This window comes from Achromobacter sp. (assembly GCF_050285565.1).
GTDB lineage: Bacteria > Pseudomonadota > Gammaproteobacteria > Burkholderiales > Burkholderiaceae_B > Achromobacter.
Window position 1 is genome coordinate 1 of the sequence record NZ_JBLZXG010000011.1, and the last position, 20389, is coordinate 20389.

Consider the following 20389-nt stretch of genomic DNA (forward strand, 5'->3'; position numbering starts at 1 on the left):
TTTTATTGCTCAGAACCCCGCAGGCTCACGCCTGTGGGGTTTTGTATTTGGTGGCGCGGAATACCCCCTATAAACAACCCCCCGTGCGGCTGGCGCCGCACGGGGGGTTTTGCTTTCGATGTGTGGCTCAGTGCTGCGGGTGCCGACCACGTGCTACCAGCATGGCCAGGGCGATGTTCCAGTCTGAAAATGGATCGCGGAAAGCGCTCTCAGCAAGCCGGCAAGCCGCGCCAGCATTGAATGTGCCCAAATAACAACGCTCGTGGGCCGGCTGGCTTTGTGCGGTAAGATTGATCGAGTCAATTGTTGGAGCGTAATCGTGAGTGATACCCAGACCCCCGCGCCCGGTACGGCATTAGACCTGCGCACGCTGACCCATGTGGCCTATGGCTTGTTTGCCTTGGGCTTTCTGACCAGTGGTTTCCTGGGCATCGCCACCCTGGCGGCTGTCGTGTTGATGTACCTGAAGCGTTCGGACGTTGCCGGCACCGTCTATGCGGCCCATTTCGACTGGCTGTTGCGCACCTTCTGGTGGGCGCTGCTGTGGCTGGCCATCAGCAGCCTGGCGGTGTTGATCTATATCGGGTGGATTGGCGTGATCGCGACGATCGTCTGGGGCCTGTATCGCCTGATCAAAGGCTGGCTGTCGCTGCTGGAAGGCACTGCGCCCACTTCGTACGCCTGATAGCGGGACACTCCAGTACAACAGAAGGGGCCGGCCTTGTGACCTCTGACCCCCGAAAGTTGGACGTAGATCCAACTTTCGGGGGTCAGTTCATTGCGCCGGCCTTTTTTGTTGCCGCAGGGCGCAGGGCACACGGCCTGTCCGAGAGACGAAAGAACGGTTCGCCGTTGCGCGCTGCCGTGTCGTGGCCTGAGGCGCATGATGTGTCGTGCGTGTCTGCGCAGAGCGGCGCGCAAGTCGCGTTTGTTTTCCAATTAGGTGAAGCCTCGAGAACCAGGCGCGGTGCGGCTTTGCGGGCTGCGGCGGGTGCGGGGGCGGCGCGTCGTGTTGGGCGCATGGCGGGCACGACCAAGCGCATGGATCGCGCGTCGCTATCGATCGAGGTGATGGGAAAAGGTATTGTGTGAAAGTGCCTTGCCCATCGCGGGTATGGGGCGGGCGGCGCTGGCCGGAAGCTTGCGCAAGTGCGGGGTGGTGGATGCCGTAGATCGGCTTGCCGCATGCGGGGGTACCACATGTGGGGGTACCGCAAGTCGGATCCGCCCGGCATTCAAGCCAGGGCGTCGCGACAGTATCGAGGCAGGGACGTACGGGGTACGCCCTTTGCCTACTTACTTCAGATGTGCGTTGACCAGCTTGGTCAGTTCGAACATCGTGACCTGATCCTTGCCGAAGATCGGCCGCAGCTTGGCGTCGGCGTTGATGTTGCGCTTGTTGCTCGCATCTTGCAGGTTGTGCTTCTTGATGTATTCCCAGATCTTTTTGGTGACCTCGGTGCGCGGCACGGCTTCCGAACCGATCACAGCGGCCAGTTCGGCGCTGGGAGTCAGGGGCTTCATGAATGCAGCGTTCGGCTTGCGCGCGGTCGCGGGTTTGGAGGTTGTGGCCATAATGCGGCGCTCCTTCTCTGGCTGTTGGAAAAATTGTCCTGCGGCCGGAGCATAACGTGTCTCTCCCGTAAAGACAAAGGCATTTATCCTCTGTAGCAACTAAAATATCCCCACTGTCCCCCCTATCACGCCATTCTGTAACCTCCTATGTACGCACGTTCTCCTTTGGAATCAATTCGGCTGTTTCATGACGAATTGACGGCGCTGCGGCGCGACTTGCATGCCCATCCGGAACTCGGTTTCGAAGAAGTCCGGACCTCCGGGATCGTCGCCGGTGCGTTGGAGGCGCTGGGCATCGAGGTGCATCGGGGCATCGGCAAGACTGGCGTGGTAGGCGTGATCCGCGGCAAACGCTGCGACAGCGGCCGCATGATCGGCCTGCGCGCCGACATGGATGCGTTGCCCATGACGGAGGACAACGACTTCGGCCACAAGTCCACCAAGCCTGGCCTGATGCATGGCTGCGGCCATGACGGCCACACGGCGGTACTCGTCGGGGCGGCCAAATATCTGGCGCAGACACGCAATTTCGATGGCACTGCGGTGCTTATCTTCCAGCCGGCGGAGGAAGGGCGTGGCGGCGCCAAGGCAATGATCGAGGATGGGTTGTTCGATACCTTTCCCTGTGACGCCATCTACGCCTTGCACAACTGGCCGGGATTGAGACCCGGAACCATCGGCATCAATCCGGGGCCGATGATGGCGGCGGCCGACCGCTTCGAGATTCTGATCACCGGCCGTGGCGGCCATGGCGCACATCCTTATCAGACGATCGACCCGGTGACGATTGCCGGTCAGGTGATCACGGCGTTGCAGACCATCGTGTCGCGCAACGTCAATCCGCTGGATTCGGCGGTGGTGTCGATTGGCTCGCTGCAGGCGGGCCATCCCGGCGCGATGAGCGTGATTCCGCGCGAAGCGCGGCTGGTGGGCACGGTGCGCACCTTTCGCAAATCGGTGCAGGAGATGGTCGAGACGCGTATGCGCGAGTTGGTCACTGCCATCGCTGGCGCGTTCGGCGGCACTGCCGAGCTGACCTATGAGCGCATCTACCCCGCGACGCTGAATACGCCGCAGCATGCCAACCTGGTTGCGGACATCGCTACCGAGATGATCGGCAAGGAGAACGTGGTGCGCGACCTGGTGCCGTCGATGGGGTCGGAGGATTTCTCCTTCATGCTGCAAAGCAAGCCCGGCGCCTACTTCCGTCTGGGGCAGGGCGGCGCCGAGTCTGGCTGCGTGCTGCACAACTCGCATTTCGATTTCAACGATGCCGTCATTCCCCTGGGCAGCGCGATGTTCTGCGCGCTGGCCGAACGGGGCATGCCGCTGGCAGCTTAAGAAGCTTTCACATGTCTACGCAAAATACGACTCAACTGACCATCACCCGCCCCGACGACTGGCACCTTCACTTGCGCGACGGTGCGGCGCTGGAAGCGGTGGTGGCGGATACGGCACGGCAGTTTGCCCGCGCCATCATCATGCCCAACCTGAAGCCGCCGGTGACGACCACCGAGCACGCATTGGCCTATCGCGCCCGCATCCTGGCGGCGTTGGCCAAGGCCGGCGGCAACACCGACGCCTTCACGCCGCTGATGACGCTGTACCTGACGGACAATACCTCGGCGGAAGAGATCTTCCGGGCGCATGAGTCGGGCCAGGTCTATGCGGTCAAGCTGTATCCCGCCGGCGCCACCACCAACTCCGATGCCGGCGTGACAGATCTGCTGGGCAAATGCACCAAGGCGCTGGAAGCGCTGGAAAAATGCGGCATGCCGCTGCTGGTGCACGGCGAAGTGACCGATCCGTCGATAGACGTGTTCGACCGCGAGGCGATCTTCGTGGAGCGGGTGATGAAGCCGTTGCGCCGCGCGTTTCCGGCGCTGAAGGTGGTGTTCGAACACATCACGACCAAGGAAGGCGCCGAATACGTGCGCGATGCCGAAGGCCCGATCGCGGCCACGATCACGCCGCAGCACATGCTGTACAACCGCAATGCGATTTTTCAGGGTGGCGTGCGGCCGCACTGGTATTGCCTGCCGATCCTCAAGCGCGAAACCCATCGGTTGGCGCTGGTGGAGGCGGCGACCTCTGGCAGTCCGCGCTTCTTCCTGGGCACGGATAGCGCGCCGCATGCCCGCGGGCTGAAGGAGCACGCCTGCGGCTGTGCGGGCTGCTATACCGCGTTGCATGCGATGGAGTTGTATGCCACGGCGTTCGATGCCGTTGGCAAGCTGGACAAGTTGGAGGGCTTCGCCAGCTTCCACGGCCCGGATTTCTACGGCCTGCCGCGCAATACGGGCACGCTGACGCTGGTGCGCGAAAGCTTCCAGATTCCGGAAGAACTGCCGTTCGGCAATACCGCGCTGGTGCCGTTGGCCGCGGGGGAAACGCTGACCTGGCGCGCGAACCTCTGATTGTGGGGGGGGGGGCTAGCGCCCACTATATATAGATATAGCGGGCGGGATCTCAGAGGGCGCCTTCGCGGCGCGCCTCAAGCAATTCCCAGCGCGCGAATTTTTCCTCGAGCTCGCGCTCGAGCTGGGACAGTTCGCTGTTGATGCGTTCGACTTCGGCGGGCGCATCGCGATAGAGGCTGCCGTCCGCCAGTTTGCCGGCCAGCTCCGTCTGCCGCGCCTCGAGCGCGGCGATGGCGTCGGGCAGGCCTTCGAGCTCGCGCAATTCCCATGAATTCATCTTGGCCGCGCGCGCCGGCTTGGGCTTGGGCTTGGCGGCCTTGGCGCGGGCCGCGGCTTCATCGGCGGCGCGTGCTTTGGCCGCATCGTCTTCCGTTGCCGCGGCCGCTGCCTGCGCGGGACGCTGGGCCACCCACTCGTCGTAGCCACCGACGTAGTCACGCCAGTGGCCGTTGCCTTCATAGGCGATGGTCTGGGTGACGACGTTGTTCAGGAACGCGCGGTCGTGGCTGACCAGCAGCACCGTGCCGGAATATTCCTGCAGCAGTTCCTCGAGCAGTTCCAGTGTTTCGATGTCGAGGTCGTTGGTGGGCTCGTCCAGCACCAGCACGTTGGCGGGGCGCGCGAACAGGCGCGCCAGCAGCAGGCGGGCGCGTTCGCCGCCCGACAAACTGCGCACTGGCGAGCCGGCGCGAGCGGGCGAGAACAGGAAGTCGCCCAGGTAGCTCATGACGTGCTTGCGGGTGCCGCCGATTTCGACCCATTCGCTGCCCGGGCTGATGATGTCCACCAGCGTCGCGTTTTCGTCGAGCTGGGCGCGCATCTGGTCGAAGTAGGCCACCGAGACGTTGGTGCCGATGCGGGTGTGGCCGCTGTCGGGTTGCATTTCGCCCAGGATCAGCTTGAGCAGCGTGGTCTTGCCGGCGCCGTTGGGGCCGACGATGCCGATGCGGTCGCCGCGCAGGATGGTGGTGGAGTAGTCGTCCACTACGACCTTGGCGCCGAAGCGCTTGCCGACGTGGTCGAGTTCGGCCACCAGCTTGCCGGAGCGTTGGCCCTCGGCCAGTGCCAGCGACACATCGCCGACGCGTTCGCGGCGTTCGGCCCGCTCGACGCGCAGCCGTTCCAGGCGCCGCACGCGGCCTTCGTTGCGGGTGCGGCGGGCTTCCACGCCCTTGCGGATCCAGACTTCCTCCTGGGCCAGGAGTTTGTCGAAGCGGGCTTGTTCGAGGCGCTCGGATTCCAGCCACTGCGCCTTGCGCTCCTGCCACTGCGAGAAGTTGCCGGGGAAGCTGAGCAGCCTTCCGCGATCGAGTTCGACGATGCGGGTGGCCACCGCATCGAGGAAGCGGCGGTCGTGGGTAATGATGACCGCGGCGCCCTTCCAACCGCGCAGCATCTCTTCGAGCCAGGCGATGCCGTCGAAGTCCAGGTGGTTGGTGGGCTCGTCCAGCAGCAGCAGGTCGGGTTCCTCGACCAGGGCGCGGGCCAGCGCGACACGCTTGCGCGTGCCGCCGGACAGGCCGGCGATCTGGGCGTCCGCGGGCAGGCCAAGCTTTTCCAGCATGGCGCGCACGCGCGAGGGGCGTTGCCAGTCTTCGTGATCGCCTTCGACGTTGCAAACCACGTCGAAGACGGTGGCGTTTTCGTCCAGTTCCGGTTCCTGTTCGACGGTGGCCACGCGCAGGCCGGAGCTGCGGGCGATGTCGCCGTCGTCCGGCACGGTACGGCCATCGAGCAGCCGCAGCAGCGAGGACTTGCCGGCGCCGTTGCGGCCGATGAGGCCGATGCGCTCGCCGGCCTGGATGGCGAAGTCGGCGTGGTCCAGCAGCGGATGGTGGCCGTAGGCCAGCTGGATGTCGGTCAGGGTGATGAGCGTTGCGAGGGCCATGTAGCGAGTCGTTCTTGCGGCGGGGGATAAGCGGATCAAGCCGTATTGTCGCAGGAACCCGGGCAGGCGGTCGGGGACGGAGCCGTGACCTGTACTAGAATACGCACCGCAGGGCGGGTCGGGCGATCGCGGTGGATGCGAATCCATCGAGGAAGGTCCGGACTCCATAGGGCAGGGTAGCGGCTAACGGCCGTCCGGTCGCGTCTTCGGGCGCGGTCGAGGAATAGGGCCACAGAGACGAGTCTGCGGGGCGGGCGCGCCAGTCGCGCACCGATACGGCCATCTCCGTATCGTGCCGGCCGGTAACGGCCGGCGGCATCGCAGGGTGAAACGCGGCAACCTCTACCCGGAGCAACATCAAATAGGCATGCGTGCGGCTTTCGGGCCGCGAAGGGCGGCTCCGTCCGAGTATGCGGGTAGATGGCTACAGCGGCTCAGCAATGATCCGCGCAGAGGAATGATCGTCCGCCAGGGAAACCTGGTGTACAGAATCCGGCCTATAGACCCGCCTTGCATTGGTTTTCTGCTGGCCCGCGCCCCCCGCCAATCTTCGGCAAAGCGGGCTGGGTAAAACAATGCAAAGGCATTGTTAGCCGCCACTTCTTAACAAGCACTTTTAGATAGTGACGCAACCTCCTGATTTATTGGGAGGTTTTTCTTTTTGCGTATTTACAAGTTGCTCTAAGTCCTTGTTGTGATTGAAAAAATTGCAACCGTGCGCTTGACCGCCCCATTGCCATACCGTAGAGTGGGAAATAGTAGGAAATTGTGCAATTAAGTGGGGTGAAAGTGGTGTTTCAGGGAAGCAGCGCGCTCACGCTGGATGCCAAGGGACGGATTTCGATTCCGACCCGGCATCGTGACGCGCTGATGGCGCAGGCCGAAGGCCGCCTGACCCTGACCCGCCATCCAGACGGCTGCCTGCTGGTGTATCCGCGGCCCGAGTGGGAAAAGAAGCGCGAGCAGATTGCCGCCTTTCCCATGACGGCGCGCGCGTTGCAGCGGCTGTTGCTGGGCAACGCTCAGGACGTGGAACTGGACGGCTCCGGCCGCGTCCTGATCGCGCCTGAACTGCGCAACGCTTCCGGTATGACGCGCGAGGTGATGCTGCTCGGAATGGGCGCGCACTTTGAGCTGTGGGATGCCGCTACCCTGGCGAGCCGCGAGGCTGAGGACCTGGCCAAGGGTATGCCGGATGTGTTGAATCAGTTTTCGTTCTGACAAGAGTTATGGAATTCGAACATCGGCCCGTCCTGCTGGAGCCGACGGTGGACGCGCTGTTGCTGGCCGATTTCGGCGGCAAGGGCGCGGCCCGGTCGGTCGCCCAGGACGAGCCGGCCGCGGCTACCCGCGCGGAACGGGGTGTCTTCGTGGATGGCACCTTCGGTCGCGGCGGCCACAGCCGTGAGTTGCTCGGCCGCCTTGGCCCGGCTGCCCGCTTGGTGGTGTTCGACAAGGATCCCGAGGCGATCGCGGTGGCCAATGCATTGGCGGCGGCGGATTCCCGGGTGTCGGTGGTGCATGGCGGCTTTGCCACCATGGCCGAAGAATTGCGGCAGCTCGGCATCGACAAGGTCGATGGCGTGATGCTGGATCTGGGCGTGTCGTCGCCTCAGATCGATGATGCCGAGCGCGGTTTCTCGTTCATGCGGGATGGCCCGCTCGACATGCGGATGGACACCACTCGTGGCCCCACGGTGGCGGATTGGCTGGCGCAAGCCAGTGTGGATGAGATGCGGGAGGTCATAGCGGATTATGGCGAAGAACGGTTTGCTTTTCAGGTTGCAAAGGCGATTGCTGCTCGCCGCGCAACAAGGCCGCTGCGCACCACGCTCGAGCTTGCCGAGTGCGTCGCCAGCGCCGTCCGCACGCGCGAAAAGGGGCAGCATCCGGCCACACGCACCTTTCAAGCTTTACGGATTTACATCAATCGGGAACTCGAAGAGCTCGCGCGCACCCTCGCGTCAGCTCTAGACCTGCTTGCCCCGGGGGGGAGGTTGGCGGTGATCAGCTTTCATTCGCTTGAAGACCGCATGGTCAAGCAGTGCATCGCGGCGGCGGCGCGTCCGGCCGCCGCGCATGCGCGCCTGCCCCTGCGCGAAAGCGAAATGCCCCAGCCGGTGCTGCGTTCCCTGGGGCGCGTGCTGGCCGAAGACGACGAGGTCTCGGCCAATGCGCGCGCCCGTTCGGCGGTGCTGCGCGTCGCTGAACGCACCGCCACGCCCTTGCCTGCCGAGGGCGGCATGGCCTTCGTGAAAATCGGTTCGCTGCCCGGCAGCGATCTGGCTCCGCCGCCTCGCCGGGGCGGCAAGGGAGGGCGTCGCTGATGGGTCGCGTCAACCTGATCGTTGCGGCTTTGCTGATGCTGTCGGCCATTTCCCTGGTCACCAGCCGGTATCAGTCGCGCCAGCTGTTTGTCGAGCTGGGCCGCGATCAGGCGCAGGCGCGCGACCTGGAGACCAACTGGCGGCGTCTGCAGCTCGAGCGTGCCGAGCTGGCGCGCAATGCGCGGGTCGACGTGATCGCGCGCGATAGCCTGAAGATGATCCCGATCGTGCCCGACCGCACGCTGTATCTGAATCAGGCGCCGGTGCCGACCAGCGGAGGTGCCCAATGAAGCGCGTCCCGTTCTTCGACAATCCGGTGCTGCGCGGGCAACTGCCGACCTGGCGCGCCCGTCTGGTGCTGATCCTGCTGTTCGGCGGTTTCACCGTGCTGGCCGGTCGCGCGCTGTTCCTGCAAGGATTGTCCACCGAATTCCTGCAGCAGCAGGGCGAGCGCCGCTACGAGCGCACCCTGACGCTGGCCGCCACCCGCGGCAAGATCATGGATCGCAATGGCGCGGTGCTGGCCTCGAGTGTGCCGGCGCGCGCCATCTGGGCGATTCCCGAAGACCTGAAACAGGCGACGCCCAGCCAGCTTGATTCGTTGGCCAAGCTGCTGGAAACGCCGATCGCCGACCTGCGCCGCCGGGTCGAGGAAGACAAGAATTTCGTCTATCTGAAGCGCCAGGTCTCGATGGACGTGGCTGACAAGATCAAACAGCTTGGCCTGCCGGGTGTGCACCAGCAGCCCGAGACCCGCCGCTATTACCCGGACGGCGACGTGATGGCCCATGTGGTGGGTTTCAACAGCGTCGAGGACCAGGGCCAGGAAGGTGTCGAACTGACCTTCAATCAGCAGTTGTCGGGCCGTCCGGGCAGCCGGCGCGTCATCAAGGACCGGCTGGGCCGTGTCATCGAGGACGTGCAGGCCGTGACGCTGCCGGTGGACGGCCGCGACCTGCGCCTGTCGATCGATACCCGCTTGCAATACCTGGTGTTCAAGGAACTGAAGGACGCCATGGACAAGCACCAGGCCAAGGGTGCGACCGCGGTGGTTGTCGACGTGCATACGGGCGAGATCCTGGCGCTGGCCAATGTGCCGACCTTCGATCCCAACAAGCGCGAGACCTTCCACGGCGCCAATCTGCGTAACCAGGCCATTACCGACACGTTCGAGCCCGGCTCGATCATGAAGCCGTTCACCGCCGCGCTGGCGCTGGACCTGGGCCGCATCACCACCTCGACCCTGTTCGAGACCGGCAACGGCCGCTTCAGCTATCAAGGCAGCACCATCAGCGACGTCAGCCGCAACGGCACGCTGGACGTGGCCGGCGTGTTGCGCAAGTCCAGCAACATCGGCATGACGATGATCTCCGAGAAGCTGGAGTCCCGCGAGATGTGGGATCGTTTCACTGAATTGGGCCTGGGCCAGGCGCCCCAGGTGGGCTTTCCCGGCGCGGCGCCCGGCCGCCTGCGTCCGTGGGATCGCTGGCGCCTGATCGAGAAGGCCACCATGGCCTATGGCTACGGCCTGTCGGTGTCGCTGCTGCAGGTGGCGCGCGCCTATACCGTGTTTGCCCGCAATGGCGATATGGTGTCGCTGACGCTGGTCAAGCGCGACAGCGACCCGACCAGCGTCAAGATCTACACGCCCAAGACCACCGCGTTGGTGCGCGGCATGCTGGAAGCCGCCACGGGGCCGGATGGCACCAAGGCGGCGCAGGTGCAGGGCTACCGGGTGGCCGGCAAGAGCGGCACCGCGCGCAAGATCGTCGACGGCAAGTACAGCATGCAGCGCTATCGCAGTTCGTACGTCGGCTTTGCGCCGGTATCCGATCCCAAGATCGTGGTGGCCGTCTCGATCGACGAGCCCACCGTGGGCGGTTATTACGGCGGCGCGATCGCCGCGCCCGTGTTCTCTCACATCGTCGGTGGGAGTCTGCGGCTGATGGGGGTGCGGCCGGATGCGCCCTTCGAATCGACAATTGTTGCTGGTATCAAGGAGCCAGGCAGATGAGCGCCAAGGGCTTCCTCTCATCCTCTGTCGCCACGGTCGAACAAGCCGTGGCGTGGTTGCATTCGCGCGTGTCGTTGACCGCGCACCTGAAGCTGGACTCCCGCGAGATCGAGCCGGGCGACGTGTTCGTCGCCTGCCCGGGGCTGTCCAGCGATGGCCGTCTATATATAGAGAAAGCGTTGGCGCTGGGCGCCAGCGCGGTGTTGTTCGAGGCGCCCGCGACCGAGGCCATCGAGGCCGCCGCCGCTGGCGCGACGCCGATACTGCCGGTGATCGGCCTGCGCGCCCTGCTGGGTGAGCTGGGCGACACCTGGTATGGCCGGCCGTCGGCGGCTCTGGCCGTGGTGGCCGTGACCGGCACCAACGGCAAGACCTCGTCGGTGCAATGGATCGCCCATGCGCTGGGCCGCAACGACAAGCCCTGCGGCACCATCGGCACGCTGGGCGCCGTGCTGCCCGACGGGCAGACGCTGGGGGGCAGCCTGACGACGCCGGACGTTCTGACCGTGCACCGCCTGCTGGCCGCCATGCGCGACGCCGGCGCCAAGGCGGTGGCGATGGAGGCGTCGTCGATCGGCATCGAGCAGGGCCGCATGGATGGCGTGCGGGTGGCGCTGGCCGCCTACACCAACCTGACCCGCGATCACCTCGACTATCACGGCACCATGGAACGCTACGAGGCCGCCAAGGCGCGCCTGTTCCGCTGGCCGGGCCTGAACGCCGCGGTGATCAACGCCGACGACGCTGCCGGGCGCCGCCTGATCGCCGCGCTGCCGTCGGAGGTGTCCGTGATGGGCTACAGCCTGAGTGCGGATGCCGCGATTCCCGCCGCGATGCGCGCGCGCGACCTGCAGGCCACCGCGCAGGGGCAGATCTTCACGCTGGTGTCGCCGCATGGCGAGGCGCAGATCGTGACGCGCCTGCTGGGGGCGCATAACGTGTCGAACCTGCTGCTGGTGGCCGGGGTACTGTACAAGCTGGGCCTGCCGTTCGCGCAGATCGCACGCGAGCTGGCCGCGACCGATCCGGTCGACGGCCGCCTGCAGACCGTGGAACCCGTGGCAACCAGCACCCAGGTCAACGGTGGCCGCGGCGCCCTGGTGGTGGTCGACTACGCTCATACGCCCGATGCGCTGGCGCGCGCGCTGGCCGCGTTGCGTCCGGTGGCGCAGGCGCGTGCCGGCCGCCTGGTGTGCGTGTTCGGCTGCGGCGGAGAGCGCGATCCCGGCAAGCGGCCGGAGATGGGCCGCATCGCCGCCGAATTGGCCGATCATGTGGTGGTGTCGAGCGACAACCCACGCACCGAGTCGCCCGAAGCCATCGTGGCGCAGATCCTGACGGGCATTCCGGCCGAGGCAGGTGCCGAAGTTCAGGTCGACCGCGCCCGCGCCATCATGCAGACCGTCTGGGCCAGCGCGCCCGAAGACGTGGTGCTGTTGGCCGGCAAGGGCCATGAGACCTACCAGGATATCGGTGGCGAAAAGCTGCCGTTCGATGATCGTGAATGGGCCCGGCTGGCGCTGTTGCTGCCGCTGGTCAAGGGCGTGTCCACGGACACCCGGCGCATCGGCGCCGGCGAATTGTTCGTGGCGTTGGTCGGCGAGAACTTCGACGCCCACAACTACCTGGATCAGGCCGCCGAGCGGGGAGCCTGCGCCGCCGTGGTGGCGCATGCGGTGCCGGAATCGAGCCTGCCGCAACTGGTGCTGGGTGACACCCGCGTAGCGCTGATGCGCATCGGCGCGGCCTGGCGAGCGCGTTTCACGCTGCCGGTGGTGGCGGTGACGGGCAGCAACGGCAAGACCACCACCAAGGAAATGATCTCCGCGATGCTGGCCGGCTGGCAGGGCGAGGCCGGACGCCTGGCGACGGCGGGCAACCTGAACAACGATATCGGCGTGCCGCTGACCGTGCTGCGCCTGCGGCCGGAGCATCGCGCCGCCGTCTTCGAACTGGGCATGAACCACCCGGGCGAGATCGCCCAACTGGCCGCCATCGCGGCGCCGAGCGTGGCGCTGGTCACCAACGCCCAGCGCGAGCACCAGGAGTTCATGCACACCGTGGAAGCGGTGGCGTTGGAAAACGGTGCCGCCATCGCGGCGCTGCCCGCCGACGGCGTGGCCGTTTATCCCGGCGACGAGCCCTACGCGGCCATCTGGGGCCAACTGGCCGCGCCGCGCCGCGCGCTGCGTTTTGGCCTGCAGCCCGGTCTGGACGTGTATGCCGAGCAGATTCTGGCGGATGTCGATTCGACGCGCTGCCGCGTGGTGACGCCGGTGGGCAATGCCGATCTGACGCTGCCCGTGCCCGGCGTGCACAACCTGCGCAATGCGCTGGCGGCGATCGCCAGCGGTATCGCCGCGGGGGTGCCGTTGGACGTGGCGGTGCGGGCGCTGGCCGGCTTCAGCCCGGTGGCGGGCCGCATGCAGTACAAAAAATTGAGTGACGGAACGTTGCTCATCGATGACACCTACAATGCCAATCCCGACTCGGTTCGCGCCGCCATCGACGTGCTGGCGCGCATCGCCGGCATCCGTGTCCTGGTGCTGGGCGACATGGGCGAGGTCGGGGACAACGGCCCCGCCATGCATGAAGAGGTGGGCAACTACGCGCGCGAGCTTGGCCTCGACGCGCTCATCACGCTAGGCGATGCCAGCCGGGCGGCCGCGGCCGCCTACGGCACGGGCGCGCACGCCTGCGCATCGGTAGACGAAGTCGTTGCCGCATTGCGCGGCCTGCGCGCGTCCTGCGTATTGATAAAGGGATCGCGCTTTATGCGCATGGAGCGGGTAGTGACGGCTTTGACTTCGAATGACGGACAGGCGTCCATGGGGCAGGGAGACCACCATGCTGCTTGAGATCGCCCGTCTGCTTTCCGACGATGTGCGCGCCCTGGGCGTGTTCGAATACATCACGCTGCGCGCGGTGCTGGCGTGTGCCACCGCGCTGCTGATCGGCCTGGTGGCCGGCCCGCGCGTGATCCGCAAGCTGACCGAGATGAAGATCGGCCAGGCGGTGCGTACCTACGGCCCGGAGTCGCACCTGGTCAAGACCGGCACGCCGACCATGGGCGGCGTGTTGATCCTGATCTCCATCGCCATCAGCACGCTGTTGTGGGCCGATTGGACCAACCGCTTTGTGTGGGTGGTGCTGCTGGTGACCTTCGGCTTCGGCTGGATCGGCTGGATGGACGATTACCGCAAGGTGGTCTATCGCGATCCGGAAGGCATGCCGGCGCGCCAGAAGTTCTTCTGGCAGGCGACGATCGGGCTGGTGGCGGCGGTTTACCTGGCGTTTGCGGTGTCGGCGCCGGCCAACACCGAACTGTGGCCGTTGTTCAAGGCCTGGGTGGGCAGCGGCTTCACGATGTCGCTGCCGACGCGCGCCGACCTGATCGTGCCGTTTTTCAAGACCGTCAGCTATCCGCTTGGCGTGCTCGGCTTCGTGGCGCTGACCTGGGCGGTGATTGTCGGCACCAGCAACGCCGTCAACCTGACCGATGGCCTGGACGGCCTGGCCATCATGCCCACCGTGATGGTGGGCAGCGCGCTCGGCATCTTCGCCTACGTGGTCGGCCGCGTCGACTATTCGAAATACCTGTTGTTCCCGTATATCCCCGGGGCCTCGGAATTGATGGTGCTGTGCGCGGCCATCGGGGGCGCCGGGTTGGCATTTTTGTGGTTCAACGCGTATCCGGCACAGGTCTTCATGGGTGACGTCGGCGCGCTGGCATTGGGCGGCGCGCTGGGCACCATCGCGGTCATCGTGCGCCAGGAGATCGTGCTGTTCATCATGGGCGGCGTGTTCGTGGTCGAGACCCTGTCGGTGATGATCCAGGTGACGTGGTTCAAGTACACCAAGCGACGTTATGGAACAGGTCGACGCATATTCCGCATGGCGCCGCTGCATCATCACTTTGAAGTGGGCGGCTGGAAGGAAACCCAGGTGGTCGTGCGTTTCTGGATCATCAGCATGATGCTGGTGCTGATTGGCCTCTCTACGCTGAAGTTGCGATGAATACGATGGAAACCTCCCGCGCCGATGCGCCGCTCGTCCTGATCCTTGGATTGGGTGAGTCGGGTGTCGCCGCCGCACGCTGGAGCGCCCGCCAGGGCGCTCGCCTGCGGGTGGCCGATACGCGCGCGGAGCCGGGCGGGTTGGCCGCATTGCGCGACGCGCTGGCGCAGGCCGAGGTCGAATACCGCCTGGGTTGCGATACGTCTTTCGACTTGGCGCTGCTGGACGGCGTGGACCAGGTGGTCGTCAGCCCGGGGCTCGCGCCCGAAGGCGCGCCGGCCGGCGATCTGCTGCGCGAGGCCAAGGCCCGCGGCATCGAAGTCATCGGCGAGATCGAGTTGTTTGCGCGGGCGTTGGCCGAACTGGCCGAGGCCCGTGAATACCGCCCGCGCGTGCTGGCCGTGACCGGCACCAACGGCAAGACCACGGTTACCGCGCTGACGCGCGATCTGGTCGCGGCCAGCGGCCTGTCGGTGCGGGCCGCCGGCAACATCGGCCCGGCTGCGCTGACCGCGCTGATGCAGGCGCTGGAGGCCGACGATCTGCCGCAGGTGTGGGTGCTGGAGTTGTCCAGTTTCCAGCTCGAGACCACGCATACGCTGATGGCGGATGCGGCGGTCGTTCTCAACGTGACGCAGGATCACCTGGACTGGCACGGCGGCATGGATGCCTATGCGCGGGCCAAGGCGCGGCTGCTGACGATGACGCGCATCGCCCTCGTCAACCGCGATGATCCGTATACCGTGGACATGGTGCCGTCGCTGGACGCCATGCGGGTGCGCAGCTTTGGCCGCGACGTGCCTGAGCTGGTCGGCGACATGGGTCTGGAATTGGGCCAGGGCGTGGCTTGGCTGGTGGCGGCCGAGCCGGTCGATTTCGACGAGCCGGTGGCACCGGTGCGCCGCAAGAAGGACGCGCCGGAGCCGGTGCGCGCCAAAGGCCGCATGAGCCGCCTGATGCCGGTCGATGCCTTGCGCATCCGCGGCATTCACAATGCCTTGAACGCGCTGGCGGCATTGCAGTTGGCGCGCTGCCTCGATCTGGGGTGGGGCCCCATGCTGCGCGCCTTGCGCGAGTATGCCGGCGAACCGCATCGCGCCGCCTTCGTGCGCAATATCGGCGGCGTGGACTACATCAACGACAGCAAGGGCACCAACGTTGGCGCCACCGTGGCCGCGCTCGAAGGCATGGGCCAGCCAGTGGTGCTGATCGCCGGCGGCCAGGGCAAGGGCCAGGACTTCTCGCCGCTGGTTCCGGTCGTGTCGCGCCACGCGCGCGCCGTGTTGCTGCTTGGCCAGGACGGCCCCGAGATCGGCCGGGTGCTGGCCGCCAGCGGCGTCGACTGCATCGCCGTGGCGTCGTTGCGCGACGCGGTGCGCCGCGCCGCCGAGCTGGCACAGGCCGGTGATGTGGTGCTGTTGTCTCCCGCCTGCGCCAGCCTGGACATGTTCCGTAATTACCCGCATCGCGGGCAAGTGTTCGTGGACGAGGTCGAAGACCTGGCCCGCGACCGGGGAGAGGTGGCATGAGTCTGATCGCCGATCTCACCGCCAGCGTCAATGCCGTACGGCCCGGCCGTACCCGCATGCGCAATTTCGACATGCCGCTCGCGATTGCGGCGTCGACCTTGTTGCTGCTTGGCCTGCTGATGGTGTATTCGGCGTCGATCGCGCTGGCCGATGGCCCGCGTTATGCCTCCTATGGCCGCTACTATTTCGTGATCCGCCACGGCCTGTTCATCAGCGCTGGCCTGGTGGCGGGCGCGGTCGTGCTGGCGGTGCCTATCCGTGTCTGGCAGCGCCTGGCGGTGCCGATGTTCGTGGTGGCGATGGTGCTGCTGGTGGCGGTGCTGATTCCGGGAATCGGCCGCGAGGTCAACGGTGCGCATCGCTGGATCCCGCTGGGTCCGCTGAACTTCCAGCCCTCCGAACTGATGAAGTTGGCGGCGCTGCTCTACGCCGCCGATTACACCGTGCGCAAGCAGGAACACATGCAGGCCTTCGCCCGCGGTTTCCTGCCGATGGCGTTCGCGCTGGCCGGCGTTGGCATGCTGTTGCTGCTCGAGCCCGACCTGGGCGCGTTCATGGTGATCGTGGCGATTGCCATTGGCATCCTGTTTCTGGGCGGCATCAACGGCAAGTATTTCAGCAGCCTGCTGGCGGTGCTGGTCAGCACTTTCCTGATGTTGATCTGGCTGTCGCCGTGGCGCCGCGCGCGCCTGTTCGCCTACCTGGATCCCTGGAACGAGGACAACGCCTACGGCAGCGCCTATCAGTTGTCGCACTCGCTGATCGCGCTGGGGCGCGGTGAGTGGCTGGGCGTGGGCCTGGGCGCCAGCGTCGAGAAGCTGCACTACCTGCCCGAAGCCCATACCGACTTCCTGATGGCGGTGGTGGGCGAGGAACTCGGTTTCGCTGGCGTGATGCTGGTGATCTCGCTGTTCGCCATCATCGTCTACCGCGGCTTCGACATCGGCCGCCAGGCCATCGCCATGGAACGCACCTTCGCGGGCCTGGTGGCGCATGGCGTGGCGATGTGGTTCGGGGTGCAGGCCTTCATCAACATGGGCGTGTGCCTGGGGCTGCTGCCGACCAAGGGCCTGACGCTGCCGCTGATGAGCTATGGCGGTTCGGGCGTGGTGATGAACCTGTGCGCGTTGGCCATGCTGATCCGGGTGGATGTGGAAAGCCGCATCATGATGCGCGGAGGACGGGTATGACCGCCGCCTCGCGCACCATCCTGATCATGGCCGGCGGCACCGGCGGACACATCATGCCCGGCCTGGCCGTGGCCGATGTGCTGCGCCAGCGGGGCTGGCGCGTGCTGTGGCTGGGCAATCCCGACAAGATGGAAGGCAAGCTGGTGCCGCCGCGCGGCATCGAGCTGGTGCCGTTGCGTTTCGCCGGTGTGCGCGGCAAGGGGGCGGCGGCGCTGCTCAAACTGCCGTTCCTGCTGGTGCGCGCTTTCGCGCAAGCCTGGTCGCGCTTGTCTTCGGTGCGTCCGGACGTGGTGCTCGGCATGGGCGGCTATGTCGCCTTTCCGGGCGGCGTCATCGCGGCGCTGCGCGGCACGCCGCTGGTAGTGCACGAGCAGAACGCCGTGGCCGGCACCGCCAACAAATGGCTGGCCCGCATGGCGCGCCGCGTGTTGAGCGGCTTTCCCGGCGTGCTGCCCAAGGGCGAGGCGATGGGCAATCCGGTGCGCGCCGACCTGTGCGCCTTGCCCGATCCGGCACAACGCTACGCTGGCCGCGGCGGTCCGCTGCGGCTGCTGGTGGTGGGCGGCAGCCTGGGGGCCCAGGCCCTGAACACCGCCGTGCCGCAGGCGCTGGCGCGGTTGCCGCTCGAGCAGCGTCCGCGGGTGGTGCACCAGGCGGGCGAGCAACATCTGCCTGCGCTGCAACAAGCCTATGCCGAGGCGGGCGTGGCGGCCGACTGCCGCGCCTTCATTGACGACATGGCCGGCGCCATGGGTGACGCCGATCTGCTGATCTGCCGCGCGGGCGCCATGACGGTGTCCGAGGTGGCCGCGGCGGGCGTGGCGGCGTTGTTCGTGCCGTTCCCGCATGCCATCGATGACCACCAAACCGCCAACGCGCGCTTCCTGAGCGACGCGCAGGCCGCCTGGCTGCAGCCGCAGAGCGCCTTGAACCCCGAGTGGCTGGCGCACTGGCTGGGCCAGCGCAATCGACAAGAACTGCAAGCCGTCGCCGAACGGGCCCGCGCGCACGCGCACCCGGAAGCGGCGGCACACATCGCCGACGTCTGTGAACAGGCAGCGGGGCGTTCATCATGAAACACAGAATCCAACATATCCATTTCGTAGGCATTGGCGGCTCCGGCATGAGCGGCATCGCCGAGGTGTTGCTCAACCTGGGCTATACCATCAGCGGTTCCGACCTGAACGAGTCGGCGGTGACGCGCCGCCTGGCCGGCCTGGGCGTGAAGATCGCCATCGGCCACGTCGCCAGCAACGTCACCGGCGCCGGTGCCATCGTCACCTCGACCGCGGTGGCGGGGGACAACCCCGAGGTCATCGCGGCCCGTGCCGCGCGTATTCCGGTGGTGCCGCGTGCCATCATGCTGGCCGAGTTGATGCGCCTGAAGCGCGGCATCGCGGTGGCCGGCACCCACGGCAAGACCACCACCACCAGCCTGGTGGCCAGCATTCTGGCCGCCGGCGACCTGGATCCGACCTTCGTGATCGGTGGGCGCCTGAATTCCGCCGGCGCCAACGCGCGTCTGGGCCAGGGCGACTACATCGTGGTCGAGGCCGACGAATCCGACGCCTCATTCCTGAATCTGCTGCCGGTGATGGCCATCGTGACCAACATCGACGCGGACCACATGGACACCTATGGCCACGACGTGGCCCGCCTCAAGAGCGCCTTCATCGAATTCACCCAGCGCCTGCCGTTCTACGGCAGCGCGGTGCTGTGCAGCGACGACGCCAATGTGCGCGAGATCATGCCGTTCGTGTCGCGCCCCATCACCACCTACGGCCTGAACGAAGAGGCCATGGTGCGCGGCTACGAAGTGCAGGCCGACGGCACGCGCATGCGCTTCAACGTGCAGCGCAGCCAGGGCGATACGCTGTTGCCGCCGCTGCAGGTGGAACTGAACCTGCCGGGCCTGCACAACGTGCGCAATGCGCTGGCGGCGATCGCGGTGGCGACCGAGCTGGGCGTGTCCGATGACGCGATCCGCGACGCGCTGGCGTCGTTCAAGGGCGTGGGCCGCCGTTTCACGCAGACGGGCGAATTCCCGGTGCCGGCCGCGCATGGCGGCGGCACCTTCACGGTGATCGACGACTACGGCCACCATCCGGTGGAGATGGCCGCGACGCTGGCCGCCGCGCGCGGCGCCTGGCCGGAGCGCCGCATCGTGCTGGCGTTCCAACCGCACCGTTACACGCGCACCCGCGATTGTTTCGAGGATTTCGTGCGCGTGCTGGGGACGGCCGACGCGGTCCTGCTGACCGAGGTCTATTCGGCCGGCGAGCCGCCGCTAGTAGCCGCCGACGGCCGCGCCCTGTCGCGCGCCCTGCGTGTGGCCGGCAAGGTCGAGCCGGTGTTCGTCGAGGATGTGGCCGACCTGCCGCAGGCGGTGGTCGATTTCGTGCGCGATGGCGACGTGGTGATCGTTATGGGGGCCGGCTCGATCAGCAAGGTCCCGGCCCAGATTGGAGAATTGGCATGAGCGCGAAATTCGGCAAAGTGGGGGTGTTGTATGGCGGCCGTTCCGCCGAACGTGAAGTGTCCCTGATGTCCGGCGCCGGCGTGCACCAGGCGCTGTTGAGCGCCGGCGTCGACGCGCACCTGTTCGACACCGGCGAACGCAGCCTCGCCGAGCTGGCCGCCGAGGGTTTCGAGCGGGTGTTCATCGCGCTGCACGGCCGTTTTGGTGAAGATGGTTCGATCCAGGGCGCATTGGAACTGCTGGGCATTCCCTATACCGGCAGCGGCCCGCTGGCTTCAGCCCTGGCCATGGACAAGACCATGACCAAGCGGGTCTGGCTGCAGCATGGCCTGCCCACGCCGGAATTCGAATTGCTGGATGCCGATACCGAGTTGCGCCTGGTGCCCGACCGCCTGAGCCTGCCGCTGATCATCAAGCCGCCGCACGAGGGGTCTACCGTGGGCATCACCAAGGTGGTGGGCTATTCCGACATGAAAGAAGCCTACGCCCTGGCCGCCAAGTTCGATGCCGAGGTGCTGGCCGAGCAGTTCATCCAGGGCCGCGAACTGACCGTGGCCATTCTCGGCGGCGGCAAGAGCGCGCGCGCCCTGCCGGTGATCGAGATCGCCGCGCCTGGCGGCAACTACGACTACGAGCACAAGTACTTCTCCGACGACACGCAGTACTTCTGCCCGGCGGCGCTGCCGCCGGCCGTGGCCGAGGAAGTCGCCGAGATCGCGGTGCGCGCCTATCGCGCGCTGGGCTGCGAAGGCTGGGGCCGCGCCGACTTCATGCTGGACGCCGATAACCGCCCCTGGCTGCTTGAAATGAATACCTCGCCCGGCATGACCAGCCATTCGCTGGTGCCGATGGCGGCCCGCGCCACCGGCATGAGCTATGCCGAGCTGTGCGTGGCGATTCTGGCCGACGCCTCGTGCAAGTTGCACAGCGCCGCCCGCAATACTTGACCC

Annotated in this window: 16 protein-coding genes and 1 other RNA gene; 15 read left to right on the plus strand and 2 right to left on the minus strand. The window is 66.3% G+C overall.

Going from position 1 to position 20389, the window contains the following annotated elements:
* Positions 1-319 precede the first annotated feature (319 nt).
* Positions 320-685 (plus strand): DUF4870 family protein, encoded by a 366-nt coding sequence (locus ACN6O8_RS21720; RefSeq protein ID WP_427993069.1) that lies wholly within the window; start codon positions 320-322, stop codon positions 683-685.
* Positions 686-1296: 611 nt separating this feature from the next.
* Here ACN6O8_RS21720 and ACN6O8_RS21725 read toward each other — a convergent pair.
* Positions 1297-1575 (minus strand): SWIB/MDM2 domain-containing protein, encoded by a 279-nt coding sequence (locus ACN6O8_RS21725; RefSeq protein ID WP_006217453.1) that lies wholly within the window; start codon positions 1573-1575, stop codon positions 1297-1299.
* A gap of 147 nt (positions 1576-1722) precedes the next feature.
* Between ACN6O8_RS21725 and ACN6O8_RS21730 the strand changes: the two genes are divergently transcribed.
* Together ACN6O8_RS21730 and pyrC are read left to right on the plus strand one after the other, a co-directional pair.
* On the plus strand, positions 1723-2916 hold the full coding sequence (locus ACN6O8_RS21730; RefSeq protein WP_427993070.1) for a M20 aminoacylase family protein: 1194 nt from the start codon (positions 1723-1725) through the stop codon (positions 2914-2916).
* 11 nt (positions 2917-2927) lie between these two features.
* On the plus strand, positions 2928-3992 hold the full coding sequence (gene pyrC / locus ACN6O8_RS21735) for a dihydroorotase (RefSeq protein WP_427993071.1): 1065 nt from the start codon (positions 2928-2930) through the stop codon (positions 3990-3992).
* A 52-nt stretch (positions 3993-4044) separates the two neighbouring features.
* Here the strand turns inward: pyrC and ACN6O8_RS21740 are convergent, their stop codons facing one another.
* A complete protein-coding gene (locus ACN6O8_RS21740; RefSeq protein WP_427993072.1) occupies positions 4045-5883 on the minus strand; it encodes an ATP-binding cassette domain-containing protein in 1839 nt (612 codons plus the stop codon).
* Positions 5884-5993: 110 nt separating this feature from the next.
* On the opposite strand from ACN6O8_RS21740, the gene rnpB reads away from it, so the two are divergent.
* From rnpB to ACN6O8_RS21800, 12 genes are all read left to right on the plus strand, one after another.
* An RNA gene (gene rnpB, locus ACN6O8_RS21745) (RNase P RNA component class A) lies at positions 5994-6399 on the plus strand.
* Positions 6400-6675: 276 nt separating this feature from the next.
* A complete protein-coding gene (gene mraZ / locus ACN6O8_RS21750; RefSeq protein WP_427993226.1) occupies positions 6676-7104 on the plus strand; it encodes a division/cell wall cluster transcriptional repressor MraZ in 429 nt (142 codons plus the stop codon).
* 8 nt (positions 7105-7112) lie between these two features.
* Positions 7113-8210 carry a 16S rRNA (cytosine(1402)-N(4))-methyltransferase RsmH gene (rsmH, locus tag ACN6O8_RS21755; protein ID WP_427993073.1) on the plus strand — a complete coding sequence of 366 codons (1098 nt, stop codon included), beginning with the start codon at positions 7113-7115 and terminating at the stop codon, positions 8208-8210.
* Positions 8210-8500, plus strand: coding sequence for a cell division protein FtsL (gene ftsL / locus ACN6O8_RS21760; RefSeq protein ID WP_427993074.1), 291 nt, complete (start codon positions 8210-8212; stop codon positions 8498-8500). The genes rsmH and ftsL overlap by 1 nt, the downstream gene beginning before the upstream one ends.
* Positions 8497-10224 carry a peptidoglycan D,D-transpeptidase FtsI family protein gene (locus ACN6O8_RS21765; RefSeq protein WP_427993075.1) on the plus strand — a complete coding sequence of 576 codons (1728 nt, stop codon included), beginning with the start codon at positions 8497-8499 and terminating at the stop codon, positions 10222-10224. Before ftsL ends, ACN6O8_RS21765 begins: the two co-directional genes overlap by 4 nt.
* Positions 10221-13082, plus strand: a complete 2862-nt coding sequence (gene murF, locus ACN6O8_RS21770) for a bifunctional UDP-N-acetylmuramoyl-L-alanyl-D-glutamate--2,6-diaminopimelate ligase MurE/UDP-N-acetylmuramoyl-tripeptide--D-alanyl-D-alanine ligase MurF (protein ID WP_427993076.1) — start codon at positions 10221-10223, stop codon at positions 13080-13082. Before ACN6O8_RS21765 ends, murF begins: the two co-directional genes overlap by 4 nt.
* The gene (gene mraY, locus ACN6O8_RS21775) at positions 13072-14241 is read left to right on the plus strand and encodes a phospho-N-acetylmuramoyl-pentapeptide-transferase (RefSeq protein WP_427993077.1); all 1170 of its coding nucleotides are present in this window, start codon (positions 13072-13074) and stop codon (positions 14239-14241) included. Before murF ends, mraY begins: the two co-directional genes overlap by 11 nt.
* A complete protein-coding gene (murD, locus tag ACN6O8_RS21780) occupies positions 14238-15770 on the plus strand; it encodes a UDP-N-acetylmuramoyl-L-alanine--D-glutamate ligase (protein ID WP_427993078.1) in 1533 nt (510 codons plus the stop codon). The genes mraY and murD overlap by 4 nt, the downstream gene beginning before the upstream one ends.
* A complete protein-coding gene (gene ftsW / locus ACN6O8_RS21785; RefSeq protein WP_427993079.1) occupies positions 15767-16960 on the plus strand; it encodes a putative lipid II flippase FtsW in 1194 nt (397 codons plus the stop codon). Before murD ends, ftsW begins: the two co-directional genes overlap by 4 nt.
* Positions 16957-18036 carry an undecaprenyldiphospho-muramoylpentapeptide beta-N-acetylglucosaminyltransferase gene (gene murG, locus ACN6O8_RS21790; protein WP_427993080.1) on the plus strand — a complete coding sequence of 360 codons (1080 nt, stop codon included), beginning with the start codon at positions 16957-16959 and terminating at the stop codon, positions 18034-18036. Before ftsW ends, murG begins: the two co-directional genes overlap by 4 nt.
* Positions 18033-19439: a UDP-N-acetylmuramate--L-alanine ligase gene (gene murC, locus ACN6O8_RS21795; protein WP_427993081.1), complete on the plus strand. Its 1407-nt coding sequence runs from the start codon at positions 18033-18035 to the stop codon at positions 19437-19439. The genes murG and murC overlap by 4 nt, the downstream gene beginning before the upstream one ends.
* On the plus strand, positions 19436-20386 hold the full coding sequence (locus ACN6O8_RS21800; RefSeq protein ID WP_427993082.1) for a D-alanine--D-alanine ligase: 951 nt from the start codon (positions 19436-19438) through the stop codon (positions 20384-20386). The genes murC and ACN6O8_RS21800 overlap by 4 nt, the downstream gene beginning before the upstream one ends.
* Positions 20387-20389: the final 3 nt, after the last annotated feature.